This is a genomic window from Dechloromonas denitrificans (genome assembly GCF_001551835.1).
Lineage (GTDB): Bacteria > Pseudomonadota > Gammaproteobacteria > Burkholderiales > Rhodocyclaceae > Azonexus > Azonexus denitrificans.
Genome location: NZ_LODL01000035.1, coordinates 560,414 through 581,262 on the forward strand (window position 1 = coordinate 560,414; position 20,849 = coordinate 581,262).

Here is a 20,849-nt window from a genome sequence, read left to right on the forward strand (position 1 = left end):
TGCGGCGCAAGGTAAAATTCCCGGATGAAATACGAGCCCAAGCCCAACGCCTTCGCCATCCCCGTGCGCGTTTATTACGAGGATACGGACGCCGGCGGTGTCGTGTATTACGCCAATTACCTGAAATTCTTCGAGCGCTGCCGCACCGAATGGATGCGCTTCGCCGGCCACGATCAGTCGGCGCTGGCTGCTGAATCCGGCATCGGCTTCGTCGCCCGCAAGGCCAGTTGCGAATACCTGAAGCCGGCCCGCCTCGACGATGAATTGACGGTCGGGCTCGAAGTCGAAAAGTTGACCCGCGTCCGCGTCGTCTTCCGCCAGCATGTCCGCCGCGGCGATGTCGAGCTGGTCACCGGCACCGTCGAAATCGCCTGCGTCAACATGGCGACCATGACGCCGGCCGCCATCCCCGATTTCCTGCATCAAAAACTGGAAGCGCTTAAATGAACGTCACCCAGGATCTCTCCATCCTCCACCTGATTCTCCAGGCCAGCGCGGTCGTCCAGGCCGTCATGGCGCTGCTCGCCGGCGTCTCCTTCATGTCCTGGTACTACATCTTCATGAAGTGGTTCTCGGTCCGCCAGTCGCGGGCCAAGACCGAGACTTTCGAGCGCGATTTCTGGTCCGGCGGCGATCTCAACAACCTGTACAACAGTGCGGTCAACGACCGCCACCATGCCGGTTCCATGGAACGCATCTTCGAAGCCGGCTTCCGCGAATTCACCAAGCTCAAGGGCCAGAAGAACCTCGAAGCCAAGGACGTGGTCGACGGTTCGCGTCGCGCCATGCGCGCCACCTACCAGCGTGAGATGGATGCCCTCGAATCGCACCTCGCCTTCCTCGCCTCGGTCGGTTCGGTCTCCCCGTACATCGGCCTGTTCGGCACCGTCTGGGGCATCATGCATGCCTTCCGCGCCCTCTCCAATGTCGGCTCGGCGACGCTCGCCTCGGTCGCCCCGGGTATCGCCGAAGCGCTGGTCGCCACCGCCATTGGCCTCTTCGCCGCCATTCCGGCCGTTCTTGCCTACAACCGCTTTTCGCACGATATCGACCGCCTCGCCGTCCGCTACGAGTCGTTCATGGAAGAGTTTTCCAACATCCTGCAGCGGCAGATGCGTTAAGGAAAAGGTCAGGCCATGCGTCAGCGCCGCCTCAAAAACGAAATCAACGTCGTGCCCTATATCGACGTCATGCTGGTGCTGCTCGTCATCTTCATGGTGGCGACACCGATGATGACGACCGGCTCGGTCGAGCTGCCGAGTTCCGGCACGGCACCGCAAAAGCCGGACAAGTTCACCCGGGTGCAGATCAAGGATGACGGCTCGCTGTCGATCTTCGACACCAACGGCAAGGAAAGAAGTGTCAAGGGCATCAAGGAACTGAAAGGCGAACTGGCCGCGCTGAAGGAAGCCGACGAGAAAATGGCGATCCTGATCGCCGGCGCCAAGGAAACCCAGTACAAGAACGTCATCGAAGTGCTCGATGAGGCCAAGCGCGCCGGGTTCCAGAAGGTCGGCCTGGAAACCGCCAGCAAATAAGCCGCGATGATCGACGAAAAACGCGAAGAGCCCGGCAAGAAATACGCGCTGGCGTTCACCATCCTGGTGCACGTCGGGCTGCTGGTCGTGCTCTTTTTCGGCGTGCAGTGGAAGCGCAGCGCGCCGGAGGTGATGGAAGTCGAACTGTGGTCGGCCAAGCCGACGCCGGCGACCTATGTCCCGCCGCCACCACCGCCGCCGCCCGAACCCGAGGTCAAGCCGGAGCCGAAACCGGTGCCCAAGGTCGAGCCGAAGCCAGAACCGCCGCCGAAAAAGCCGGATATCGCGGTCAAGGAAGAAAAGAAGAAGCCCGAACCGAAGAAACCGGAACCCAAGCCGGAGCCGCCGAAGCCGGAACCGAAAAAGCCGGAACCCAAGCCAGAACCGAAGAAACCCGAGCCGGCAAAGCCGGAAGCCAAGCCGCAGCCGAAGTTCGATTTCAACAAGGAACTGGCCAATGAAACCAGCCAGTTGCGGTCGAAGAACAATCCGAGCGCCCAGCAGATGGCCAATGCCGCCGCCGCCGAGTCCGAGCAGCGCGCCTCATCGAACAAGCGCGGGCTGGCCGATTACGCGACCAAGATTCGCACCAAAGTGCGCGGCAACATCGTGCTGCCGCCGAATATCCAGGGCAACCCGGAGGCCGTTTTCGAGGTCAACCAATTGCCGACCGGGGAAGTGCTGGCTGTAAAACTCAAGCGCTCAAGCGGCAATCCCGGCCTGGATGCGGCCATCGAGCGCGCCATCCTGAAATCCTCGCCCCTTCCCAAGCCCGACGATGCGGCCCTGTTCCAGCGCACGCTGGAAATCAAATACAAGCCGTTTGAAGAGTAAAATCGCGCGAAACTTATTGAAAATGAAGACAATGCAACGAATTACCCGCCGTGCTTTTCTGGCTTTTGCGCTGTTGACCGCAGGCATCGCGCAGGCCCAGCTTTCGATCGAAATTACCGGCGCCGGCGCCAACCGCATTCCGGTGGCGATTGCCGATCTGCTCGGTGATGCCACCGCTTCGCGCATCATCACCTCGACCGTGCGCTCCGACCTCGAACGCAGCGGCCTGTTCAAGCTGATCGATACGACCGGTGCCGCCCTCGACGAGAACGCCCAGGTCAATCATGCCGACTGGAAGAGCCGTGGCGCCGATGCGCTGGCCGCCGGCAGCATCGGGCGCAGCCCGGACGGCCGGATGGAAGCGCGCTTCCGCCTCTACGACACGCAAAAAGCCGTGTCGCTCGGCGGTGCCGCCTACATCACCAGCAACGAGCAGTTGCGCGCCGCCGGCCATCGCATCGCCGATTACATCTACGAAAAACTGACCGGCGAAAAGGGCATCTTCTCGACCCGCATCGCCTACGTCGTCAAGTCGCGCGGCCAGTTCCTGCTGCAGATTGCCGATGCCGACGGCCAGGGCGCCGCCACCGCGCTGACCTCGACCGAACCGATCATCTCGCCGGCCTGGTCGCCGGATGGCAGCAAGCTGGCCTACGTCTCCTTCGAGAAGAAGAAGCCGGTGATCTACGTCCATTCGCTGGCTTCCGGCCAGCGCAGCATCGTTGCCAATTTCAAGGGCTCCAACTCGGCGCCGGCCTGGTCGCCGGATGGCCGCAAGCTGGCCATCGTCCTCTCCAAGGACGGCAATTCGCAGCTCTATGTGGTCAATGCCGACGGCAGCGGCCTGCAGCGCCTGACCCAGTCCGGCGGTATCGATACCGAACCGCGCTACGCGGCCGACGGCGGCACGATTTTCTTCACCTCCGACCGTGGCGGCAGCCCGCAGATCTATCAGGTCGGCGCCAGTGGCGGCGAAGCCCGCCGGGTCACCTTCGAAGGCAGCTACAACGTCTCGCCGCGGCCGTCGCCGGATGGCAAGAGCCTGGCCTTCATCAGCCGCCGCGAAGGCCGTTTCCAGTTGGCGACGATGGATCTGGCCAGCCGCCAGGTGCAGGTGCTGACCGACTCGAACAAGGACGAATCCCCAAGTTTTGCCCCCAATAGCCGCATGATCCTGATCGCCACTGAAGTCGGCGGGCGCGGCGTACTATCGGCTGTGTCCAGCGATGGCAGGATCAAACAGCGCCTCTCGGTTGCCGCAGGTGATGTGCGGGAACCGGCCTGGGGCCCTTTCTATAAATAATCCTCCCCGGAGAATGTTGTGAAAAAACTGCTAATTCCCGCTCTGCTGTCCGCCCTGATCCTCGGTTGCAGCTCGACCCCGATCCCCGATGAAAATGGTGGTGCCCCGGTCGAATCCCGCGGTGCCAGTTCCGGCGTCGCGCCGGTGACGGCGGGTGGCGTCGATGCCAACGGCCTGCCGCGCGAACTGACCGATCCGAAGAGCAAGCTGTCGCAGCGCAGCATCTACTTCGACCTCGACAAGTACGAAGTCAAGGACGAGTACAAGGATCTGGTCGCTTCCCACGCCAAGTATCTGGTCGCCAACCGCGGTTTCAAGATGCTGATCCAGGGCAACACCGACGAACGCGGCAGCCGTGAATACAACCTGTCGCTCGGCCAGAAGCGCGCCGAAGCCGTCAAGCGTTCGCTGGTCCTGCTCGGCGCCAAGGAAGAGCAACTGGAATCGGTCAGCCTCGGCGAGGAAAAGCCGAAGAACGCCGGTCATGACGAATCCGCCTGGTCGGAAAACCGTCGTGCCGACATGCTGTACAAGGCTGCCGACGGCCGCGGCGAGTTCTAATCATGCGCCCGGTTCGAATCGCCCTTTTCATCGCCGCGCTGGGGGCCGCCCAGGCCCAGGCCGGCATGTTTGACGACGAAGAAGCGCGTCGCCAGGTGACGGATCTGCGGATCAAGAACGAGGCGCGATTCGACCAGCAGGCCAAGGCCCAGCTGGATCTGGCCAGCCAGATCCAGCGCCAGGCCGAAGAAATCGCCCGCCTGCGCGGACAGATTGAAACGCTGAATTACGAGCTGGAAACCGCCAAGAAGCGGCAGCAGGACTTCTACCTCGATCTCGATACCCGCCTGCGCAAGTTCGAAGGCGGCGCCAGCCCGAGTGCTGCGGTCGACCCGGCCAGCGGGGCAAATTCCAGGCCGGCCGCTGATCCGGCCAAGGAAAGCCAGGACTACGAAGCGGCCCTGAACCAGTTCAAGGCCGGCAAATACAAGGAAGCCGCCGCCGGCTTCGGTGCCTTCGTGCAGAAATACCCGGACAGTTCGCTGGCGCCCAATGCCCAGTACTGGCTGGGCAATGCCTGGTACGCCCAGCGCGACTGCAAGCGGGCGATCGAGGCGCAGAGTGTGGTCACCACCAGGTATGCCGAGAGCGCCAAGGCGCCGGATGCCTGGCTGGCCATCGCGACCTGCCAGCAGGAACTCGGCAATCCGACCGGCGTCAAACGCTCGCTCGAAACCCTGATCGCCAAGTACCCGACTTCGCCGGCCGCCGAAACGGCGCAGCAGCGGCTGAAGAAAAAGTAAGCGGCAGCGCTTCCGGTGTTGGGAGCGCTGCGCAATTCCCCCGGCCGTGACGGCCATTCCCGAAAGCTGGCCGTGGCTCTACGTCTTACCGAAATTTTCTATTCCCTGCAGGGCGAGGCGTCGCGCGTCGGCCTGCCGACCGTCTTCGTCCGCCTGACCGGCTGCCCGCTGCGCTGCGTCTGGTGCGACACCGAATATAGCTTCACCGGCGGCGAGCCGGCTACCATCGAATCGGTGCTGGCTGAGGTCGGCAAGTACCCGGCCCGTCAGGTCTGCGTCACCGGTGGCGAACCGCTGTCGCAGAAGGAATGCCTGCCCTTGCTGCAGGCTCTGTGCGATGCCGGTTACGAGGTTTCGCTGGAAACCTCGGGCGCCCTCGACATTGCGGCGGTCGACCCGCGCGTGGCGCGAATCATGGACCTCAAGGCGCCCGATTCCGGCGAATCGGCCAAGAACCGCTGGGAAAACCTGGCGCTGCTCAATGGTCGCGACGAGATCAAGATCGTCATCGCCTCACGGGATGATTACCTGTGGGCCCGTGAGGTCCTGCGCGAGCGTTCGCTGGCGTCTATCTGCCCGGTCCTTTTCTCGCCGGCCCAAGGCCGTGTCGAGCCCGCCGAGCTGGCCGCCTGGATACTCGAAGACGGCCTCGAGGTGCGCTTCCAGCTACAGTTGCACAAGCTGCTTTGGGGTAACATGAAGGGCAAATAAAGCCCAGGGAGACACGCATGACCAGCAACCGCCGCCAGTTTTCCCGCATTCGCTTCGAGACGGACGCCCGCCTTTTTTTGCCGAGTGGCGAAGTGACCGTCGAGGTTCTCGACCTGTCGCTGAAAGGGGCGCTGATCAAGCCGGGTGAGCCGATTTTTGCCAATGTCGGCAGCAAATGCACGCTGAAAGTCCGGCTCGACGAGGTCGGTACGGTGATCCGCATGGAGTGCACCATCGTTCATCGACGGGGCCTGCTGGTCGGCCTGATCTGCCGTGAAATCGACCTCGACAGCATCACCCATCTACGCCGTCTGGTGGCGCTCAACCTGGGCGACGAAGCCCTGCTCGAACGTGAGTTCGGCCTGCTCACCCAGGCTTGAGATGGCCCCGGGCGCTGCCCCGGGGGGAATACCAAATAACTATGATTTGGCTGGGCAATCGGCTATGCAGGCCTTGATCGCCAAGGCTGGTTTTTTCCGCAAAAATAACTAATATAGCTAACTCGAACGATGGTCAGCATTTAGTACTTCGGTGCAGCATTTTCTTTCGGGGGGGAGAAATGTCGGGCGAACAGGGGCTGGTGGCTTCAGCGGTAGTGCGGGCGTGGTCGCATTGGGCGCAGGGCTCGATGGGAGGTGAAGCAGCATGAACGATATGCTGCCCATCCTCTGCGTCCGCGCCAGTCATGAAGTCCTACCCGGCAAGACCCTGCCGGAGCTTTGCGAAATCCAGCACGCCGTGCTCGAAAGCGCCGGCCGCTCGATCATTGCCACCGACGTCTACGGCACCGTCATCTATTTAAATCGGGCCGCCCAGCATCTGCTCGGCTATAGCTGGGACGAGGTGGTCGGCCACCAGGTGGCGGCAATCTTTCACCTCGAGGACGAGGTCAGGGAACGGGCACAGCTTCTGTCGGCCGAACTGCAGAGCGACATTGCCCCCGGTTTCGAGGTTTTCGTGGCGCGGCTGGCCCGGGGCGGCTGCGATGAAAACGACTGGACCTATGTTCGCAAGGATGGCAGCCGGCTGCCGGTGACGCTGTCGGTTAGCGCGCTGCACGACGGCCGCGGCCAACTGATCGGTTATGTCGGGGTGGCCAGCGATATCAGCGACCGGCAACGGCGCGAGCAAGACCTGCAAATCGCCGCGCTGGCTTTCGACTCGCAGGCGGCGATCATGGTCACCGATGCCGAGCAGCGCATTCTGCGGGTCAATCCGGCCTTCACAACGCTGACCGGCTATAGCGCTGAGGAGGCGGTCGGCCGCATCCCGTCGATGTTGAAATCGGGGCGGCAGGACGCCGATTTTTACCGCAAGATGTGGCTCAGCCTGAGCGCCACCGGCCACTGGCAGGGCGAGATCTGGAACCGGCGCAAATGCGGCGGCATCTACCCGGAATGGCTGACGATCAGCGAGGTGCGCGACGAATGCGGTCAGCTGACGCATTACGTCAGCACCTTTTCTGACATCACCGATTTGAAGCTGGCCGAATCCGAGATTCACAGCCTGGCCTTCTACGACCCGTTGACGGCGCTGCCCAACCGTCGCCTGTTGCTCAACCGGCTCGGCCAGGCCCGGGTGACCAGCAAGCGCAGCCAGCAGTACGGTGCGCTGCTGATCATCGACCTCGATCATTTCAAGAATCTCAACGACACGCTCGGCCACGATATCGGCGACCGTCTGCTGATCGAGGTGGCGCGCCGCCTCAAGCACTGCGTCCGGGAAGGCGACACTGCGGCCCGACAGGGCGGCGACGAATTCATCGTCATGCTCGAGAATCTCGGCCTGGAGGCGGCCGGGGCGGCGATCCAGGCTGAGGCGGTGGCGGAAAAGCTGCGCCTTGAATTGAACAAGCCCTATGTTGTCGCCGGCGATGTCGAAAATTTCCATTCGGCCAGCATCGGCATCAGCCTGTTCTGCGGCCACGACAAGAGTACCGAAGCGCTGCTCAAGCAGGCCGACATCGCGCTCTACAAGGCCAAGGATGCCGGTCGCAACATGATCCGCTTCTTCGACAACGAGATGCAGACCGCGCTCGATGCCCGGGCCTTGCTCGAATCGCAACTGCATCAGGCGCTGACCCGCAACGAACTGCTGCTCTACGTCCAGCCGCAGCTGGACAAACAGCGCCGGCTGGTCGGTGCCGAAGCCTTGCTGCGCTGGCGCATGCCCGATGGCAAGATGGTACCGCCGGGCGATTTCATTCCGCTCGCCGAGGAAACCGGGCTGATCATCGCCATCGGCAACTGGGTACTCGATACCGCCTGCGCCCGCTTGAAATGCTGGGCGGCCAATCCGCTGGCGGCCGACCTCTACATTGCGGTCAATGTCAGTGCGCGCCAGTTCCGGCAGGCCGATTTCGTCGAACAGGTCTGCCTGGCACTGGCCAAACACGAGGTCAATCCGGCCCGCCTGAAGCTCGAACTGACCGAGAGCCTGCTGCTTGACCATGTCGATGGCGTTGTCGCCAAGATGCAGGCCCTGCGCCGGATCGGCGTCCGTTTCTCGCTCGACGATTTCGGCACCGGCTACGCCTCGCTGTCCTATCTGAAGCGCTTCCCATTCGAGCAATTGAAGGTCGATCGTTCCTTCATCCGCGATATCGCCGTCGACCCCGACGATGCGGCGATCGTCCGGGCCATCATCGCCATGGGCAACGCCCTGCGCCTCAGTGTCGTGGCCGAAGGGGTCGAAACCGAAGCCCAGCTCGACTATCTGCTGCTGCACGGCTGCACCCGCTTCCAGGGTTTCCTGCTCGGCCGGCCGGTCTCCTTTGCCGACTTCGAGCACAGCCTGCAGAGCGGCGCATTGATCCCGGCTGCCGGCCGTACCGGCGATTAGTTACAGGCCCAGGTAGCGCTGCCAGACGCCGTGATCGGCATCCAGCACCGCTGATGAACCGTGCCAGACGACCTGGCCGCGTTCGATGATGGTGTGGTGGTCGGCCAGCCCAATCAGCTTTTCGACATACTTGTCGATGACCAGGATGCTTTGCCCGGCCGCCCGCAGGCGGCGCAGGCAGGCCCAGATTTCCTCGCGGACGAGCGGGGCGAGGCCTTCGCTGGCTTCGTCGAGAATCAGCAGGCGTGGATTGGTCACCAGGGCGCGGCCGATCGCCAGCATCTGCTGTTCGCCGCCGGAGAGCTGGTTGCCGAGATTTCTGCAACGTTCGCTCAGGCGCGGGAAGAGTTCGTAGACGCGGGCCGGCGTCCAGGCTTCGGCGACGCCGCGCCGGTTGGCGAAAAAGGCGACCAGATGCTCGTCCACCGTCAGATTTGGGAAACACTGGCGTCCTTCCGGGACCAGCGCGATGCCGGCCCGGCCAATGCGGTCCGGGCGCCAACCGTCGATACGCTCGCCGGCAAAGCGGATGGTCCCGCCCTTGACCGGCTGCAGGCCGCAGATGGCGCGCAGCGTCGTCGTCTTGCCCATGCCGTTGCGGCCGAGCAGGGTCGCCGCCTCACCTTCGTGCATCGCCAGGTCGAGGCCGAACAGCACCTGGCTGGTGCCGTAGGCGACTTCCAGGCCGCTGACTTCGAGCAGCATGCTCACAGGTGGTCTCCGAGATAGGCACGGCGGACATCGCCGTTCTGGCGCACTGCCTCCGGTGTGCCGGTACAGATCAACTGGCCGTTGACCAGCACCGAAATACGGTCGGCCAGCCGGAAGACGGCGGCCATGTCGTGCTCGACGAGCAGGATGGTGACGTGGCGGGCCAGTTGCTCGATCAGTTCGACCATGCGCGCCGATTCCTCGGGGCCGGTGCCGGCCATCGGCTCGTCGAGCAGCAGCAGTTTGGGGCGGGTGGCCAGCGCCATGGCCAGTTCCAGCGCCCGCTGTTCGCCATGCGACAGATTGCCGGCGACGGTCTCGACCTGGTCGGCCAGGCCGACTTGCGCCAGATAGTCGCGTGCCTCGTCGAACAGTGCCGTTTCGCAGCGCACCGGGCGCCAGAAGCGGAAGCTGCTGCCGCTATCGGCGCGCCCCTGGACGGCGAGTGCGACATTGTCGAGCGCCGACAGGCCGCGGAAGACATTGGTGATCTGGTAGGAGCGCGCCATGCCGGCGGCAACGCGCTGGTGCATCGAGCGCCGGGTCACGTCGCGGCCGGCGAAGTGGATGCTGCCCGAATCGGGCTGCAGGGCGCCGGAAACGTGGTGGATGAAAGTCGTCTTGCCGGCGCCGTTGGGGCCGATCAGCGCATGCACCTCGCCGGCCTCGACGCTGAAATTGACCGTTTTCAGAGCGTCGACCGCAGCAAAGCGGCGGGAAAGCTGGCGGACGTCGAGCAGGGCCTCAGTCATGTCTTTTTTCCGAACAAGGCGGCGACGCCTTTGGGGGCAAAGAGCACGACGCCGAGCAGCAGCAGGCCGAGGCCGATATGCCAGTGCAGCGTGAATCCGGCCAGCACTTCCTCCAGGCCGAGCAGCACGACGGCGCCAACAACACCGCCGTACAAGTAGCCGACGCCGCCGATGATCAGCATCACCAGCAACGTGCCGGACTGCGTCCATTGCAGCAGGTTGGGGCTGGCCAGCCCGCTCAGATTGGCGAGCAGGGCGCCGGCCAGGCCGGCCAGGGCGCCGCCGAGCGCGAAGCAGAGCAGGCGGTAGCGGAAGACCGGGTAGCCGAGCGCCTCCATCCGTGTTTCGTTTTCGCGGATGGCCTGGATGACGCGGCCGAAACGCGCCTCGGCCAGCCGGCCGAGCAGGACGATGACCAGCCCGAGGCAGCCGAGCGCCGTGTAGAACAGTGCGGCATCGCCGGCCAGCTGCAGGCCGCCGAGCGTCATCCGGGCCGGCAGCGGCAAGCCGTCGTCACCACCCCAGGCGCGCGCCGAAACGAACAGGTAATAGGCCATCTGGGCGAAAGCCAGCGTGATCATGATGAAATAGACGCCGCGCGTGCGCAGGCTGACGGCGCCGACCAGCAGGGCGAAGAGACCGGCGGCGAGCATGGCCAGCGGCAAGGCGAACAGCGCCTCGCTGATGCCGCTGTTCAGGCAGATCGCCGCGGCATAGGCGCCGGCCCCGAAAAAGGCGGCGTGGCCGAGCGAGAACATGCCGCCGAAACCGAGTACCAGATTCAGGCTGGAGGCGGCCAGCGCGAAGATCAGGATGCGCGTCGCAAAGCCGATGTAGAACTCCTGGCCAAAGGCGGTGAGCAGCGTCGGCAGGGCGAGCAAGGCCAGCAGCTGGATGGCGGCCAACGGCTTCTGATAGGGAGCGGGACGATAGAAGGCCATCAGGCGCGTGCCGGGAACAGGCCTTGCGGCTTGAAGAAGAGGATGCCGGCCATCAGCAGATAGATCAGGATCGAGGCCAGCGCCGGGCCGAGCGTCGACGCGGCGTCGGCCGGCAGCGCGGCGCGCAGCAGGGTCGGCAAAAGGGCCCGGCCCAGCGTGTCGACCGTACCGACGATCAGGCTGCCGACCAGGGCGCCGCGGATCGAGCCGATACCGCCGATGATGATGACGACGAAGGCGAGGATCAGCACGCTCTCGCCCATGCCGACCTGCACCGCGAGCAGCGGCCCGAGCAGGCCGCCGGCCAGTGCGCAAAGGGCGGCGCCGAAGACGAAGACGGCGGTGAACAGGCGCTGGACGTTGATGCCGAGGGCCTCGGTCATTTCCCGATTCGAGGCGCCGGCCCGCACCCACATGCCGACCCGGCTTTTCGCGACGAGCAGGTAGAGCAGGCCGCCGACGGCAAGGCCGACGGCGATGATCAGCAGCCGGTAGGCCGGGTAGAAGAAGGTTTCGCCGAACAGTTCGAATTCGACCGGGCCGGCCAGGGCCTCGGGCGGATTCAGCATCACCGGCTGGGCGCCCCAGATCATCCGCACCGCCTCGTTGGCGATCAGGATCAGCGCGAAGGTGGCGAGCACCTGGGACAGGTGGTCGCGCTTGTACAACCGGCGGAACAGCGACAGTTCGAGCAGCAGGCCGAGCACGGCAGCGCCAGCCACTCCGGCGCCGAGGCCGATCCAGAACGAATCGGCGGCCTGTGCGGCCGCGGCAACGAAGTAAGCGCCCACCATGTAGAGCGAACCGTGGGCCAGGTTGATGCAGTCCATGATGCCGAAGACCAGCGTCAGGCCGGCGGCAAGCAGGAAGAGCATGAGGCCGAATTGCAGGCCGTTCAGGGCCTGCTCGAGGATGAGCTGGGTCATTCGCCGAACTCCGTCACTCCCGCATAGGCGGGAGTCCAGTGCGGTGTTCGTGTATTTCGAGGCATCTCTGGATTCCCGCCTACGCGGGAATGACGGGGGCGGCTCATGCGCAAATCTCCGGCCACAGGTCGCGCCAGGTCGGGTTTTCCTTTTCGATCAGCGCCAATTTCCAGGCACGGTTCCATTTTTTCATTTGCTTCTCGCGCAGGATGGCTGCGCTCATTTCCGCATGTTGCTCAAAGTAGACCAGGGTGTGACAGCCGTATTCCTTGGTAAACCCCTCAGCCAGATTTTCCTTGTGCTCCCAGATGCGTTTGACAAGGTCGCTGGTGACACCGATGTACAAGGTGCCGTTGCGCTGACTGGCCAGGATGTAGACGGCGGGGTGCTTTGCCATGGTCGGCTGGGGTACGTCATTCCCGCGCAGGCGGGAATCCAGAATTCAAGGCACTGGGTCCCCGCCTGCGCGGGGACGACGATCGGATGGTCATTTCATCTTGCAGGAGGCGACATAAGCGTCCGCATGATTGGTGAAGATCGTGCCCATCGTCTTGTTCGTCACCCGGCCGGCGGCGTCCTTGCCGATGGCGCGCAGGTAGTAGTTCTGCACCGGGTAGTGGTTGCTGTTGAACTTGAAGTCGCCGCGTACCGACTTGAAGCGCTTGGCTTCGAGCGCCTTCTGTAGCGCCGCCTTGTCCTCGACCTTGCCCTTCACGTCGCGGACGGCGCCGTCCATCATCAGCGCGGCGTCATAGCCCTGCGAGGCGTAGAGCGAGGGCAGGCGGCCGTAGTCCTTCAAGAAATCGACGACGAAACGCTTGTTCTCGCTGTTTTCCATGTCGTGCGCCCAGTGCGAGGAATTGAACATGCCCATCATCGGCGCGCCAACCGCCTTGATGACGTCCTCGTCGGCCGAGAAGCCGGGGGCGAACAGTTGCGTGTCGCGCGACAGGCCGGCGGCGACGAACTGCTTGACGAAGTTGATGCCCATGCCGCCGGGCAGGAAGAAGAACAGCGCATCCGGCTTGGTGGCGCGAATCTGCGCCAGTTCGGCAGCGTAGTCGAGCTGGCCGAGCTTGGTATAGACCTCGTCGGCGACCTTGCCCTTGTAGTAGCGCTTGAAGCCGGCCACCGCATCCTTGCCGCCCGGGTAGTTCGGGGTGACGATCACGACATTCTTGAAGCCCTTGTCCTGCACCACCTTGCCGACCGCTTCGTGCAGGTTGTCGTTCTGCCAGGCGACGTTGAAGAAGAAGGGATTGCACTGCTCGCCGGCGTATTGCGACGGGCCGGCGTTGGCCGAGATGTAGAAGGTCTTGTTGTCGAAGACGGCCGGGCCGACGGCGAGCATGATGTTGGAGAAGACGATGCCGGTCATGAAATCGACCTTGTCCTTCTTCAGGAACTTGTCGGCCGTCTGCTTGGCAACGTCGGGGCTCTGCTGGTCGTCGGCGATCAGGATTTCGGCCGGCAGGCCGCCGAGCTTGCCGTTCAGGTGCTTCATCGCCAGGTTGAAACCGTCGCGGATATCGACACCGAGGCCGGCACCGGGACCGGACAGGGTCGACACGAGGCCGACCTTGATCTGCTCGGCGGCGTGAGCGGAGCCGGCAAGCATCAGGGCGGCGGCAAGGGCAGTCAGGCGAAGCGACATCGAAATCTCCGGGGCGGCGTCAAAGCGGCAAATTGTAGCGCAGGAACAAGCAGATACCGGCTGAGTCCAAGCCTGATTTCGGGTATATTCGCGCCCCATGATGAAGCCTGCTGTCGTTCTCCTGTCCGGTGGACTCGATTCCGCCACCTGCCTTGCCCTTGCCCGTAGCCAGGGTTTTGATTGTTATTGCCTGTCGTTCGATTATGGCCAGCGCCACAATGCCGAACTGCAGGCGGCCGAACGCGTCGTCAAGGCGCTTGGCGCCGCCGAGCACCGGGTGATCAACTTCGGCCTCGCCCAGTTCGGCGGTTCGGCCCTGACCGACACCAACATTGCCGTGCCGACCGCCGGCGTCCAGCCCGGCATTCCGGTCACCTACGTGCCGGCCCGCAACACCATCATGCTGTCGCTCGCCTTGGCCTGGGCCGAAGTGCTCGGCAGCCGCGACATCTTCGTCGGCGTCAATGCGGTCGACTACTCCGGCTACCCGGATTGCCGGCCGGAATACATCGCCGCCTTCGAAACGATGGCCAACCTGGCGACCAAGGCCGGCGTCGAAGGCGTCAAGCTGAGCATTCACGCGCCGCTGATCGACATGTCGAAGGCCGAGATCATCCGGACCGGTACCACGCTCGGCGTCGATTACGGCCTGACCGTCTCCTGCTACCAGGCGGACAGCGCCGGCCGTGCCTGCGGCGAGTGCGACTCCTGCCGGCTGCGGGCCGAAGGCTTCGCGGCGGCCGGTCTGGCCGACCCGACCATTTACCGCGTCTGAGCATGGAAGCCGGCAGTTCGGTCAACCTCGTTCTCTGGCTGGTCTTTGCAGTTTCCTTCGTGTTCGGCGCAATCGGCCAGAAAACCCATTTCTGCACGATGGGCGCGGTTTCGGACATCGTCAATATGGGCGACTGGAGCCGCATGCGGATGTGGCTGCTCGCCATCGGCGTCGCCATTCTCGGCGCGGCGGCACTGCACGCGGCGGGCCTGATCGACCTCGGCAAATCGATCTACCGGACGCCCAATTTCACCTGGCTGTCCTACCTGGTCGGCGGTTTCTGTTTCGGCATCGGCATGGTGCTCGCCTCCGGCTGCGGTTCGAAGACGCTGATCCGCATCGGCGCCGGCAACCTGAAATCGCTGGTCGTCTTCATGGTCCTCGGGCTGGTCGCCTACATGACGATCCGTGGCGTATTCGGCAGTTTCCGCGTCAACGTGCTGGAAAAGGCCGCCCTCAACCTGCCTGGCGGCCAGGATATCCCGGCCCTGCTGACCGCCGCCGGCCTCGAAGCGAAAACCGCCTTCATGTTGGCGGTACTGGCGATCGGTGGTGGCCTGACCGCCTTTTGCCTGCTTAAGCGTGATTTCTGGAGCTTCGACAACCTGCTCGGTGGCCTCGGCACCGGCCTGGCCGTCGTCGCCGCCTGGTACATCAGCGGCCACCTCGGCTATCTCGCCGAACACCCGGAGACGCTGGAAGAAGCCTTCCTCACCACCAACAGCGGCCGCATGGAAGCGCTGACCTTCGTCGCGCCGCAGGCCTACGCACTGGAACTGCTGCTGCTGTGGTCCGACGCCAGCCGCAAGCTGAGTTTCGGCATCGCCTCGCTGCTCGGCGTCATCGCTGGTTCGGCGGCCTGCGCCCTGCTGACCCGCAATTTCCGCTGGGAAGGCTTTGCCAGCGTCGAAGACACCGCCAGCCACCTGCTCGGTGCAGCGCTGATGGGCTTCGGCGGCGTCGTCGCCATGGGCTGCACGGTCGGCCAGGGGATCAGCGGGTTCTCGACGCTGGCCCTCGGTTCCATTATCACCTTCCTGGCCATCGTCGCCGGTGCCGCCGCCATGCTCAAAGTCCAGTACTGGCGACTGATGCGCGAAGCCTGAGCGGCAGCGCAGCTCGATCCAGCGGGGGCGCTCAGGCGCCCTCTTTTTCTTTCAGCTTCTCGATGACCAGCGGAAAGGCGCCCGAGCCGAAGAGGGCGATGGCCGAAACGACGAAGGCCAGCCCGGCCATCGGGTCGTCGAGCAGCGGGTGAATGGAAGCGCCGAAGCCGGCCAGGCTGAGCAGCCCGGGGATGGCGCACAGCACGCCGAGGGCGGTCAGGGCGATGAAGGAAAAGGGATAGCGGCGCATGGTGCTAGTTTAAGGCGATTACGGTTGAGCGCTAAGCGCCGGTCGCGGCCGGAAATTGCCCGAAAAAACGGGTTGACCGCCGGAGTGGCTCAAAGCAACCTTGGATTCGACCGGCCAAGAATCCGACGACAGGAATCGGCCATAAACCTACCGATTAGCCCCGCCCTTTCTCAAACCACTTCAGCAAGGTCTCGTAAAGCACTTCCGGTATGACCGGCTTGGAAATAAAGTCATCCATCCCGGCCTCGAAGCACTGATCCTTATTCTCGGCAAAGGCATTCGCCGTTATCGCCAGGATGGGCGTCGCCGTGCAGCCGGGCAGTTGCCGGATCTGCCGCGTCGCATCCAGACCATCCAGTACCGGCATCTGCATGTCCATCAGGATCAGGGCGTAATCGCCTGAACTTGCCTTTGCCACGGCTTCCTGGCCGTTCTCGGCCAGATCGAGCTTGAGTCCGACACTCTCCAGCAGCATCTGGGCGACTTCCCGGTTGACCGGCTCGTCTTCCGCAAGCAGGATGCGCTGGCCGACATGCTCACGCTGGATAAGCTGCTCGGCGGTTTCGCCTCCGGTCCTGGTGGTTTTCACTGCGGCCGGCAGCCTCTTCCTGAGCACGGCCGTTAACCAGAAGGTGCTGCCTTGGCCTTCGATACTGGTGGCGCCGGCGGTGCCGCCCATCACTTCGGCAATCTTCTTGGTGATCGCCAGGCCGAGGCCGGTGCCACCGTACTTGCGGGTGGTCGAGTTGTCGGCCTGTTCGAAGGCACTGAAGAGCTTGGGCAGGGCCTCGGAAGCGATGCCGATGCCGGTATCCTCGACTTCGAAGCGCAGGGTGGCGGTCGTATCGGTCTGCGCTTCTTCCTTCACCCGCAGGATGATGTGGCCGGTATCGGTGAATTTGAGGGCATTGGACGCATAGTTGAGCAGGGCTTGTTGCAGCCGGGTGGGGTCGCCATGGAGGTTGTGGGGCAAGGAGACGGTCTCGACCTGGAAGCGCAGCCCCTTGTTCTGCGCCTTCTGGCCGAGCATGGAGGCAATGTTGCCGAATATGGCCTCAACACGAATCGGGGCGTCTTCCAGCGTGAATTTGCCGGCTTCGATCTTGGACAGGTCGAGTACGGCATTGATGATCTCGAGCAGGTGATTGCCGGCATTTTCGATCTTGTCCAGCTTTTCAGCCTGCTGCGGGGTCAGGCCGCTCCGGCGCAAGATGTTGGACATGCCGGTGATGGCATTGAGCGGGGTGCGGATCTCGTGGCTCATGTTGGCCAGGAAGGCGCTCTTGGCCACGTTGGCGGTTTCCGCGACTTCCTTGGCGACGCGTAGCTCCTGGGTTTGCGCTTCGACCAGTTTCTGCAGGTGATGGCGATGCTGCACCAGTTCGAGTTCATCCTGCTTGCGCGCGGTAATGTCGGTATGGGTTCCGCACATGCGCACTGGCTTGCCATCCGCGTCACGCTGCATCACGCTGGCCCGGTCGAGAATCCACCGGATGCTGCCGTCCTTGTGGAGCATCCGGTACTCAAGCCGATGGAAGTTGGAGCGCTCTTCTATCACTGCCTTGATGGAATCCCATGCGCGCTCGCGATCATCCGGGTGAATGAAGTCGGTCCACTGCATCACCGTATGCTGGATTTCGCTATGTGAGTAGCCCAACATCACGGCCCACCGCTCGTTCCGGTCTACTTTGCCGGCTGCAATGTCCCAGTCCCAAAAACCGAGTTCCGACCCTTCCAGCACGAAGCGTAGCTGTTTCTCGCTGTTCTCCAGGGCAAGTTCCGAATGTTTGCGTTCGGTAATGTCCTCGACCATCGCTACGACATAATCGAGACTGCCATCCGGCTTGCGCACATGGCTGACCGCCAGTCGCGTATAGATCAGGTGACCATCCTTGTGGATAAAGCGCTTATCCATCGCATAGCTGTTGATTTCACCAGCCAGCATGCGGTTGAACTGGGCCAGGTCGGGCGCAAGATCCTCAGGGTAGGTCAGTTCTGTCCAGGTCATGCGGGTCAGTTCATCCCGCGTGTATCCCAGCGTCTGGCAAAGGGCGTCATTGACCTCGATCCAACCCTTTTCCAAGCTGGTGATGGCAAGACCGACAATGGAATGATCGAAGTAGGCATGGAAGCGTTCCATACTGGCGCGCTCTTCTGCTATGACGGCTTTCTGGGCCGCTTGCAACGCCTCCCGCTCCTCAAACTGCTGCTCGAAATTGCGAAAGATCAGGCACAGCAGGGCGGTCGCGAGAGGATAGAACAGCAACAGTACCCACCAGGCCTGTTCGATGAACGCATACCCGGCGCGACCGGGAACTTGCGTGAAGGCGGCCAACTGCATCAACTGCACCACCACCCCGAGCGCAAGGTAGTGCCCGTAGTGCGGAGGGGCGCTGCGTCGTTGCCACCACTGCCGTGCCAGCACCCCCAGCAACGCCGCAAGCAGAATGACCGTGATACCGACGGGGGCGCCGATGCCGCCCAATTGGTAGCGATAATAGGTGGCCATTCCTGCGGCGATGGCGGCGGCCAGGCTTCCGCCGACCACGCCGGCGACCGCCAGCACGATCGACCTCCCATCAAAAAACACGCCGGGGGCAAAGTTCACCGGATTCGCCATGCCGAGCAAAGCCACACTGCCAAACAGAACCCCGAACACCAGCCGGTATTTCAGAGAGGACTTGTGAAATCGTGAAACGACAAGCTGGCCTGCTGCTGCCAGAGCAATCAGGAAAGCGATGTTATCGATCAGGTTGGTCAGCATTTGTCAGCCGCTCTTGGGGTTAGCCAGCAGGATGTTCAGGAGCTTCATTCGGGGCAACCTGTCCTGCAATTAGCGATGGTTGAGTCTACTCCAGCATCTGCTTGCCAGAACTAAGCGGACCTGTTTGATGTGTATTGGCCGAATCCTGTCAGGTATCAAAAGACTTGCCGGGTGCCAAGCAGGCCGCTACGGTCAGAAATCACCCCAAAAAGCAGGTTGACCGCAGCACTGCCCAAAAAGCCGGGCTGGCCTGAACCAATTGCCGTTTTTCGCCTCTGATCAGCAGAAGGTTCGGCACGCCATTTGCTGCGTGTTCGGCCTGCCTGCCACTTTTGCCTGAAAACCGACAAAGCCGCCGATGAACGCCCCGGAATCCCTGCCGCTCGACCTGCCCGTCTTCGACAACAGCTTCGCTGCCCTGCCCGACGCCTTTTATACCCGCCTCAACCCGCATCCCTTGCCCGCCCCTTATGTCGTTGGGGTCAGCGACGAGGTGGCCGGTTTGCTCGGCTTGCCGGAGGCCCTGCTGAACAGCCCGGCCTTTGCCGAAATCTTTGCCGGCAACCGTTTGCTGCCCGGCAGCGAGCCGCTGGCGGCGGTCTATTCCGGCCACCAGTTCGGGGTCTGGGCCGGCCAGCTCGGCGATGGCCGGGCGCATCTGCTCGGCGGCCTGCGCAACGAACTCGGCCATTGGGAAATCCAGCTCAAGGGGGCGGGGCGGACGCCCTATTCGCGCGGCGCCGACGGTCGTGCCGTGCTGCGTTCGTCGATCCGCGAATTTCTCTGTTCGGAGGCGATGGCCGGCCTCGGCGTGCCGACGACGCGCGCCTTGTGCGTGATCGGCGCCGACCATCCGGTACGGCGCGAGGAAATCGAGACGGCGGCGGTCGTCGCCCGCGTCGCGCCCGGTTTTGTCCGCTTCGGCTCCTTCGAGCACTGGGCGTCGCGCGACCGTCAGGTCGAACTGAAACAGCTGGCCGATTATGTCATCGACACTTTCCGGCCGGCCTGCCGCTTCGCAGCCAACCCCTACGCCGAACTGCTGGCCGATGCCGCGCGCCGCACCGGGGAGCTGATCGCGCACTGGATGGCGGTCGGTTTCATGCATGGCGTGATGAATACCGACAACATGTCGATCCTCGGCCTGACGCTGGATTACGGTCCCTTCGGCTTCATGGAGGCGTTCGACGCCGGCCACATCTGCAACCATTCCGACAATCACGGCCGCTACAGCTACCGCAATCAGCCGGCGGTCGCCCAGTGGAATCTCTACCGGCTGGCCGATGCGCTGCTGCCGCTGATCGGGCGGCCGGCGCTGGCCCAGGCGGCGGTGGACGAGCAGTTCGGCCCGGCCTTCGAAGGCAAGTTCGAGCAGCTGTTCGGCGCCAAGCTCGGCTTGCGCGCCAAGCTGGACGGTGACGAGGACTTCATCGGCGAAACCTTCGGTTTCCTGCAGCAGCACCGGCCGGACTTCACGCTGTTCTTCCGCGCGCTGTCGCGGCTGCCTGGCGCGGTCGACCCGGAAAATGCGGCAAAAACCGATGCCCCGCTGCGCGACATGTTCGTCGACCGCAGCGCCTGCGACGTCTGGCTCGCCGGTTGGCGGGCCCGTCTGGCACAGACGCCGTGGGACGATGCCGAACGCCAAGCGGCGATGCTCGCCGCCAACCCCAAATACGTGCTGCGCAACTGGCTGGCCGAAGTTGCCATCCGCCAGGCCAAGGCCGGCGACTTTTCCGAAGTGCAGCGCCTGCTGGCCTGCCTGCGCCACCCTTACGACGAACAGCCGGAATTCGAGGCCTACGCAGCCTTGCCGCCGGACTGGGCGAACGGCCTGGCGGTCAGTTGTTCCAGCTGATTTTGATCCCGCCGGCTTGTTCGGCCGGCAGCGGCAGCGGACAATGCCGGCGACTTTTTATTGATCGCCGCCATGTCTGAGCACCTCTCACTGCCCACCACGCTCCACCGCGAAAATCCGTCGGCCTTGCTGGAAGCCCATTTTGGCGCCCGGCCGGCGGCGCATGCCGAGGCCCAGGCGCACAATCCGGCCTTGCGCGTCGAGGCGATCGGTTTCGTCCGTTATCGCGGCGATTGGCTCGGCGTGCTGGTCACGCCCTGGCGTCTCGACCTGCTGCTGCTGGCCGGCGGCGGCGACCTGTGGGGTGACATTCCGGCCGGCCAGCGGCGCTACCTCGATCTCTACGGCGCCACCCTGCCCTTCGTCGCGGTCGATGAACCGCGCTTGGGGCCTTACCAGTACAGTTCGCTGGTCGATCAGGTCGGCCGTATTCCCGACATGGCGGCGGCCCGGGAAATTGCCCTTGATGCGCTGCACTCCTACCTGCCGCCGCAGCCGCCACCGGTCAGCCCGCCGATAGCGCCGGCCGAGTCGGTTTCCCGCCGTGGCTTCTTCCGGCGCCTGGCCGGCAAGCACTGAGC

The 20,849-nt window shown here is 63.6% G+C and carries 22 protein-coding genes; 14 read left to right on the forward strand and 8 right to left on the reverse strand.

The features are described from left to right. Positions 1-24 precede the first annotated feature (24 nt). The 10 genes from ybgC to AT959_RS17540 all read left to right on the forward strand — a co-directional run bounded on the left by ybgC (position 25) and on the right by AT959_RS17540 (position 8,531). Positions 25-447, forward strand: a complete 423-nt coding sequence (ybgC, locus tag AT959_RS17495) for a tol-pal system-associated acyl-CoA thioesterase (protein ID WP_066885921.1) — start codon at positions 25-27, stop codon at positions 445-447. Beyond that, the gene (tolQ, locus tag AT959_RS17500; protein WP_066885924.1) at positions 444-1,121 is read left to right on the forward strand and encodes a protein TolQ; all 678 of its coding nucleotides are present in this window, start codon (positions 444-446) and stop codon (positions 1,119-1,121) included. Before ybgC ends, tolQ begins: the two co-directional genes overlap by 4 nt. A 15-nt stretch (positions 1,122-1,136) precedes the next feature. Continuing rightward, on the forward strand, positions 1,137-1,538 hold the full coding sequence (locus AT959_RS17505; RefSeq protein ID WP_066885927.1) for an ExbD/TolR family protein: 402 nt from the start codon (positions 1,137-1,139) through the stop codon (positions 1,536-1,538). A 6-nt stretch (positions 1,539-1,544) separates the two neighbouring features. Beyond that, entirely contained in the window at positions 1,545-2,372 is an 828-nt protein-coding gene (locus AT959_RS17510) for an energy transducer TonB (RefSeq protein WP_066885929.1), read from the forward strand. Positions 2,373-2,394: 22 nt separating this feature from the next. Continuing rightward, a complete protein-coding gene (tolB, locus tag AT959_RS17515; protein ID WP_205629952.1) occupies positions 2,395-3,675 on the forward strand; it encodes a Tol-Pal system beta propeller repeat protein TolB in 1,281 nt (426 codons plus the stop codon). Between the two features lie 18 nt (positions 3,676-3,693). Then, entirely contained in the window at positions 3,694-4,236 is a 543-nt protein-coding gene (gene pal, locus AT959_RS17520; RefSeq protein ID WP_066885935.1) for a peptidoglycan-associated lipoprotein Pal, read from the forward strand. A 2-nt stretch (positions 4,237-4,238) separates the two neighbouring features. After that, the gene (ybgF, locus tag AT959_RS17525; protein WP_066885938.1) at positions 4,239-4,979 is read left to right on the forward strand and encodes a tol-pal system protein YbgF; all 741 of its coding nucleotides are present in this window, start codon (positions 4,239-4,241) and stop codon (positions 4,977-4,979) included. A 72-nt stretch (positions 4,980-5,051) separates the two neighbouring features. Continuing rightward, positions 5,052-5,690: a 7-carboxy-7-deazaguanine synthase QueE gene (queE, locus tag AT959_RS17530; RefSeq protein WP_083518492.1), complete on the forward strand. Its 639-nt coding sequence runs from the start codon at positions 5,052-5,054 to the stop codon at positions 5,688-5,690. 17 nt (positions 5,691-5,707) lie between these two features. Then, the gene (locus tag AT959_RS17535) at positions 5,708-6,070 is read left to right on the forward strand and encodes a PilZ domain-containing protein (RefSeq protein WP_066885940.1); all 363 of its coding nucleotides are present in this window, start codon (positions 5,708-5,710) and stop codon (positions 6,068-6,070) included. A 265-nt stretch (positions 6,071-6,335) separates the two neighbouring features. After that, positions 6,336-8,531: a putative bifunctional diguanylate cyclase/phosphodiesterase gene (locus AT959_RS17540; RefSeq protein ID WP_066885943.1), complete on the forward strand. Its 2,196-nt coding sequence runs from the start codon at positions 6,336-6,338 to the stop codon at positions 8,529-8,531. Here AT959_RS17540 and AT959_RS17545 read toward each other — a convergent pair whose 3' ends face one another. From AT959_RS17545 to AT959_RS17570, 6 genes are all read right to left on the reverse strand, one after another. Then, complete coding sequence (locus tag AT959_RS17545; RefSeq protein ID WP_088178995.1) at positions 8,532-9,236, reverse strand: ABC transporter ATP-binding protein; 705 nt, start codon at positions 9,234-9,236, stop codon at positions 8,532-8,534. A 2-nt stretch (positions 9,237-9,238) separates the two neighbouring features. Continuing rightward, a complete protein-coding gene (locus AT959_RS17550; protein ID WP_066885946.1) occupies positions 9,239-9,994 on the reverse strand; it encodes an ABC transporter ATP-binding protein in 756 nt (251 codons plus the stop codon). Then, on the reverse strand, positions 9,991-10,935 hold the full coding sequence (locus AT959_RS17555) for a branched-chain amino acid ABC transporter permease (RefSeq protein WP_066885949.1): 945 nt from the start codon (positions 10,933-10,935) through the stop codon (positions 9,991-9,993). The genes AT959_RS17550 and AT959_RS17555 overlap by 4 nt, the downstream gene beginning before the upstream one ends. Continuing rightward, a complete protein-coding gene (locus AT959_RS17560; RefSeq protein WP_066885952.1) occupies positions 10,935-11,861 on the reverse strand; it encodes a branched-chain amino acid ABC transporter permease in 927 nt (308 codons plus the stop codon). The genes AT959_RS17555 and AT959_RS17560 overlap by 1 nt, the downstream gene beginning before the upstream one ends. A 103-nt stretch (positions 11,862-11,964) precedes the next feature. Beyond that, positions 11,965-12,258: a GIY-YIG nuclease family protein gene (locus AT959_RS17565; RefSeq protein WP_066885955.1), complete on the reverse strand. Its 294-nt coding sequence runs from the start codon at positions 12,256-12,258 to the stop codon at positions 11,965-11,967. A gap of 90 nt (positions 12,259-12,348) precedes the next feature. Then, entirely contained in the window at positions 12,349-13,515 is a 1,167-nt protein-coding gene (locus AT959_RS17570; RefSeq protein ID WP_066885958.1) for an ABC transporter substrate-binding protein, read from the reverse strand. 97 nt (positions 13,516-13,612) lie between these two features. Between AT959_RS17570 and queC the strand changes: the two genes are divergently transcribed. Beyond that, positions 13,613-14,290, forward strand: coding sequence for a 7-cyano-7-deazaguanine synthase QueC (gene queC, locus AT959_RS17575; protein ID WP_066885961.1), 678 nt, complete (start codon positions 13,613-13,615; stop codon positions 14,288-14,290). A 2-nt stretch (positions 14,291-14,292) separates the two neighbouring features. Beyond that, positions 14,293-15,396 (forward strand): YeeE/YedE family protein, encoded by a 1,104-nt coding sequence (locus AT959_RS17580; protein ID WP_066885964.1) that lies wholly within the window; start codon positions 14,293-14,295, stop codon positions 15,394-15,396. A 31-nt stretch (positions 15,397-15,427) separates the two neighbouring features. Here the strand turns inward: AT959_RS17580 and AT959_RS17585 are convergent, their stop codons facing one another. Both AT959_RS17585 and AT959_RS17590 read right to left on the reverse strand, forming a co-directional pair. Then, positions 15,428-15,646 (reverse strand): hypothetical protein, encoded by a 219-nt coding sequence (locus AT959_RS17585; protein ID WP_066885967.1) that lies wholly within the window; start codon positions 15,644-15,646, stop codon positions 15,428-15,430. 154 nt (positions 15,647-15,800) lie between these two features. After that, positions 15,801-18,410 carry a PAS domain S-box protein gene (locus AT959_RS17590; protein WP_066885970.1) on the reverse strand — a complete coding sequence of 870 codons (2,610 nt, stop codon included), beginning with the start codon at positions 18,408-18,410 and terminating at the stop codon, positions 15,801-15,803. A 358-nt stretch (positions 18,411-18,768) separates the two neighbouring features. Here AT959_RS17590 and AT959_RS17595 point away from each other — a divergent pair, with 358 nt between their 5' ends. Both AT959_RS17595 and hybE read left to right on the forward strand, forming a co-directional pair. Continuing rightward, positions 18,769-20,268, forward strand: coding sequence for a protein adenylyltransferase SelO (locus AT959_RS17595; RefSeq protein WP_066885973.1), 1,500 nt, complete (start codon positions 18,769-18,771; stop codon positions 20,266-20,268). A gap of 72 nt (positions 20,269-20,340) precedes the next feature. After that, a complete protein-coding gene (gene hybE, locus AT959_RS17600) occupies positions 20,341-20,847 on the forward strand; it encodes a [NiFe]-hydrogenase assembly chaperone HybE (RefSeq protein WP_083518493.1) in 507 nt (168 codons plus the stop codon). Positions 20,848-20,849: the final 2 nt, after the last annotated feature.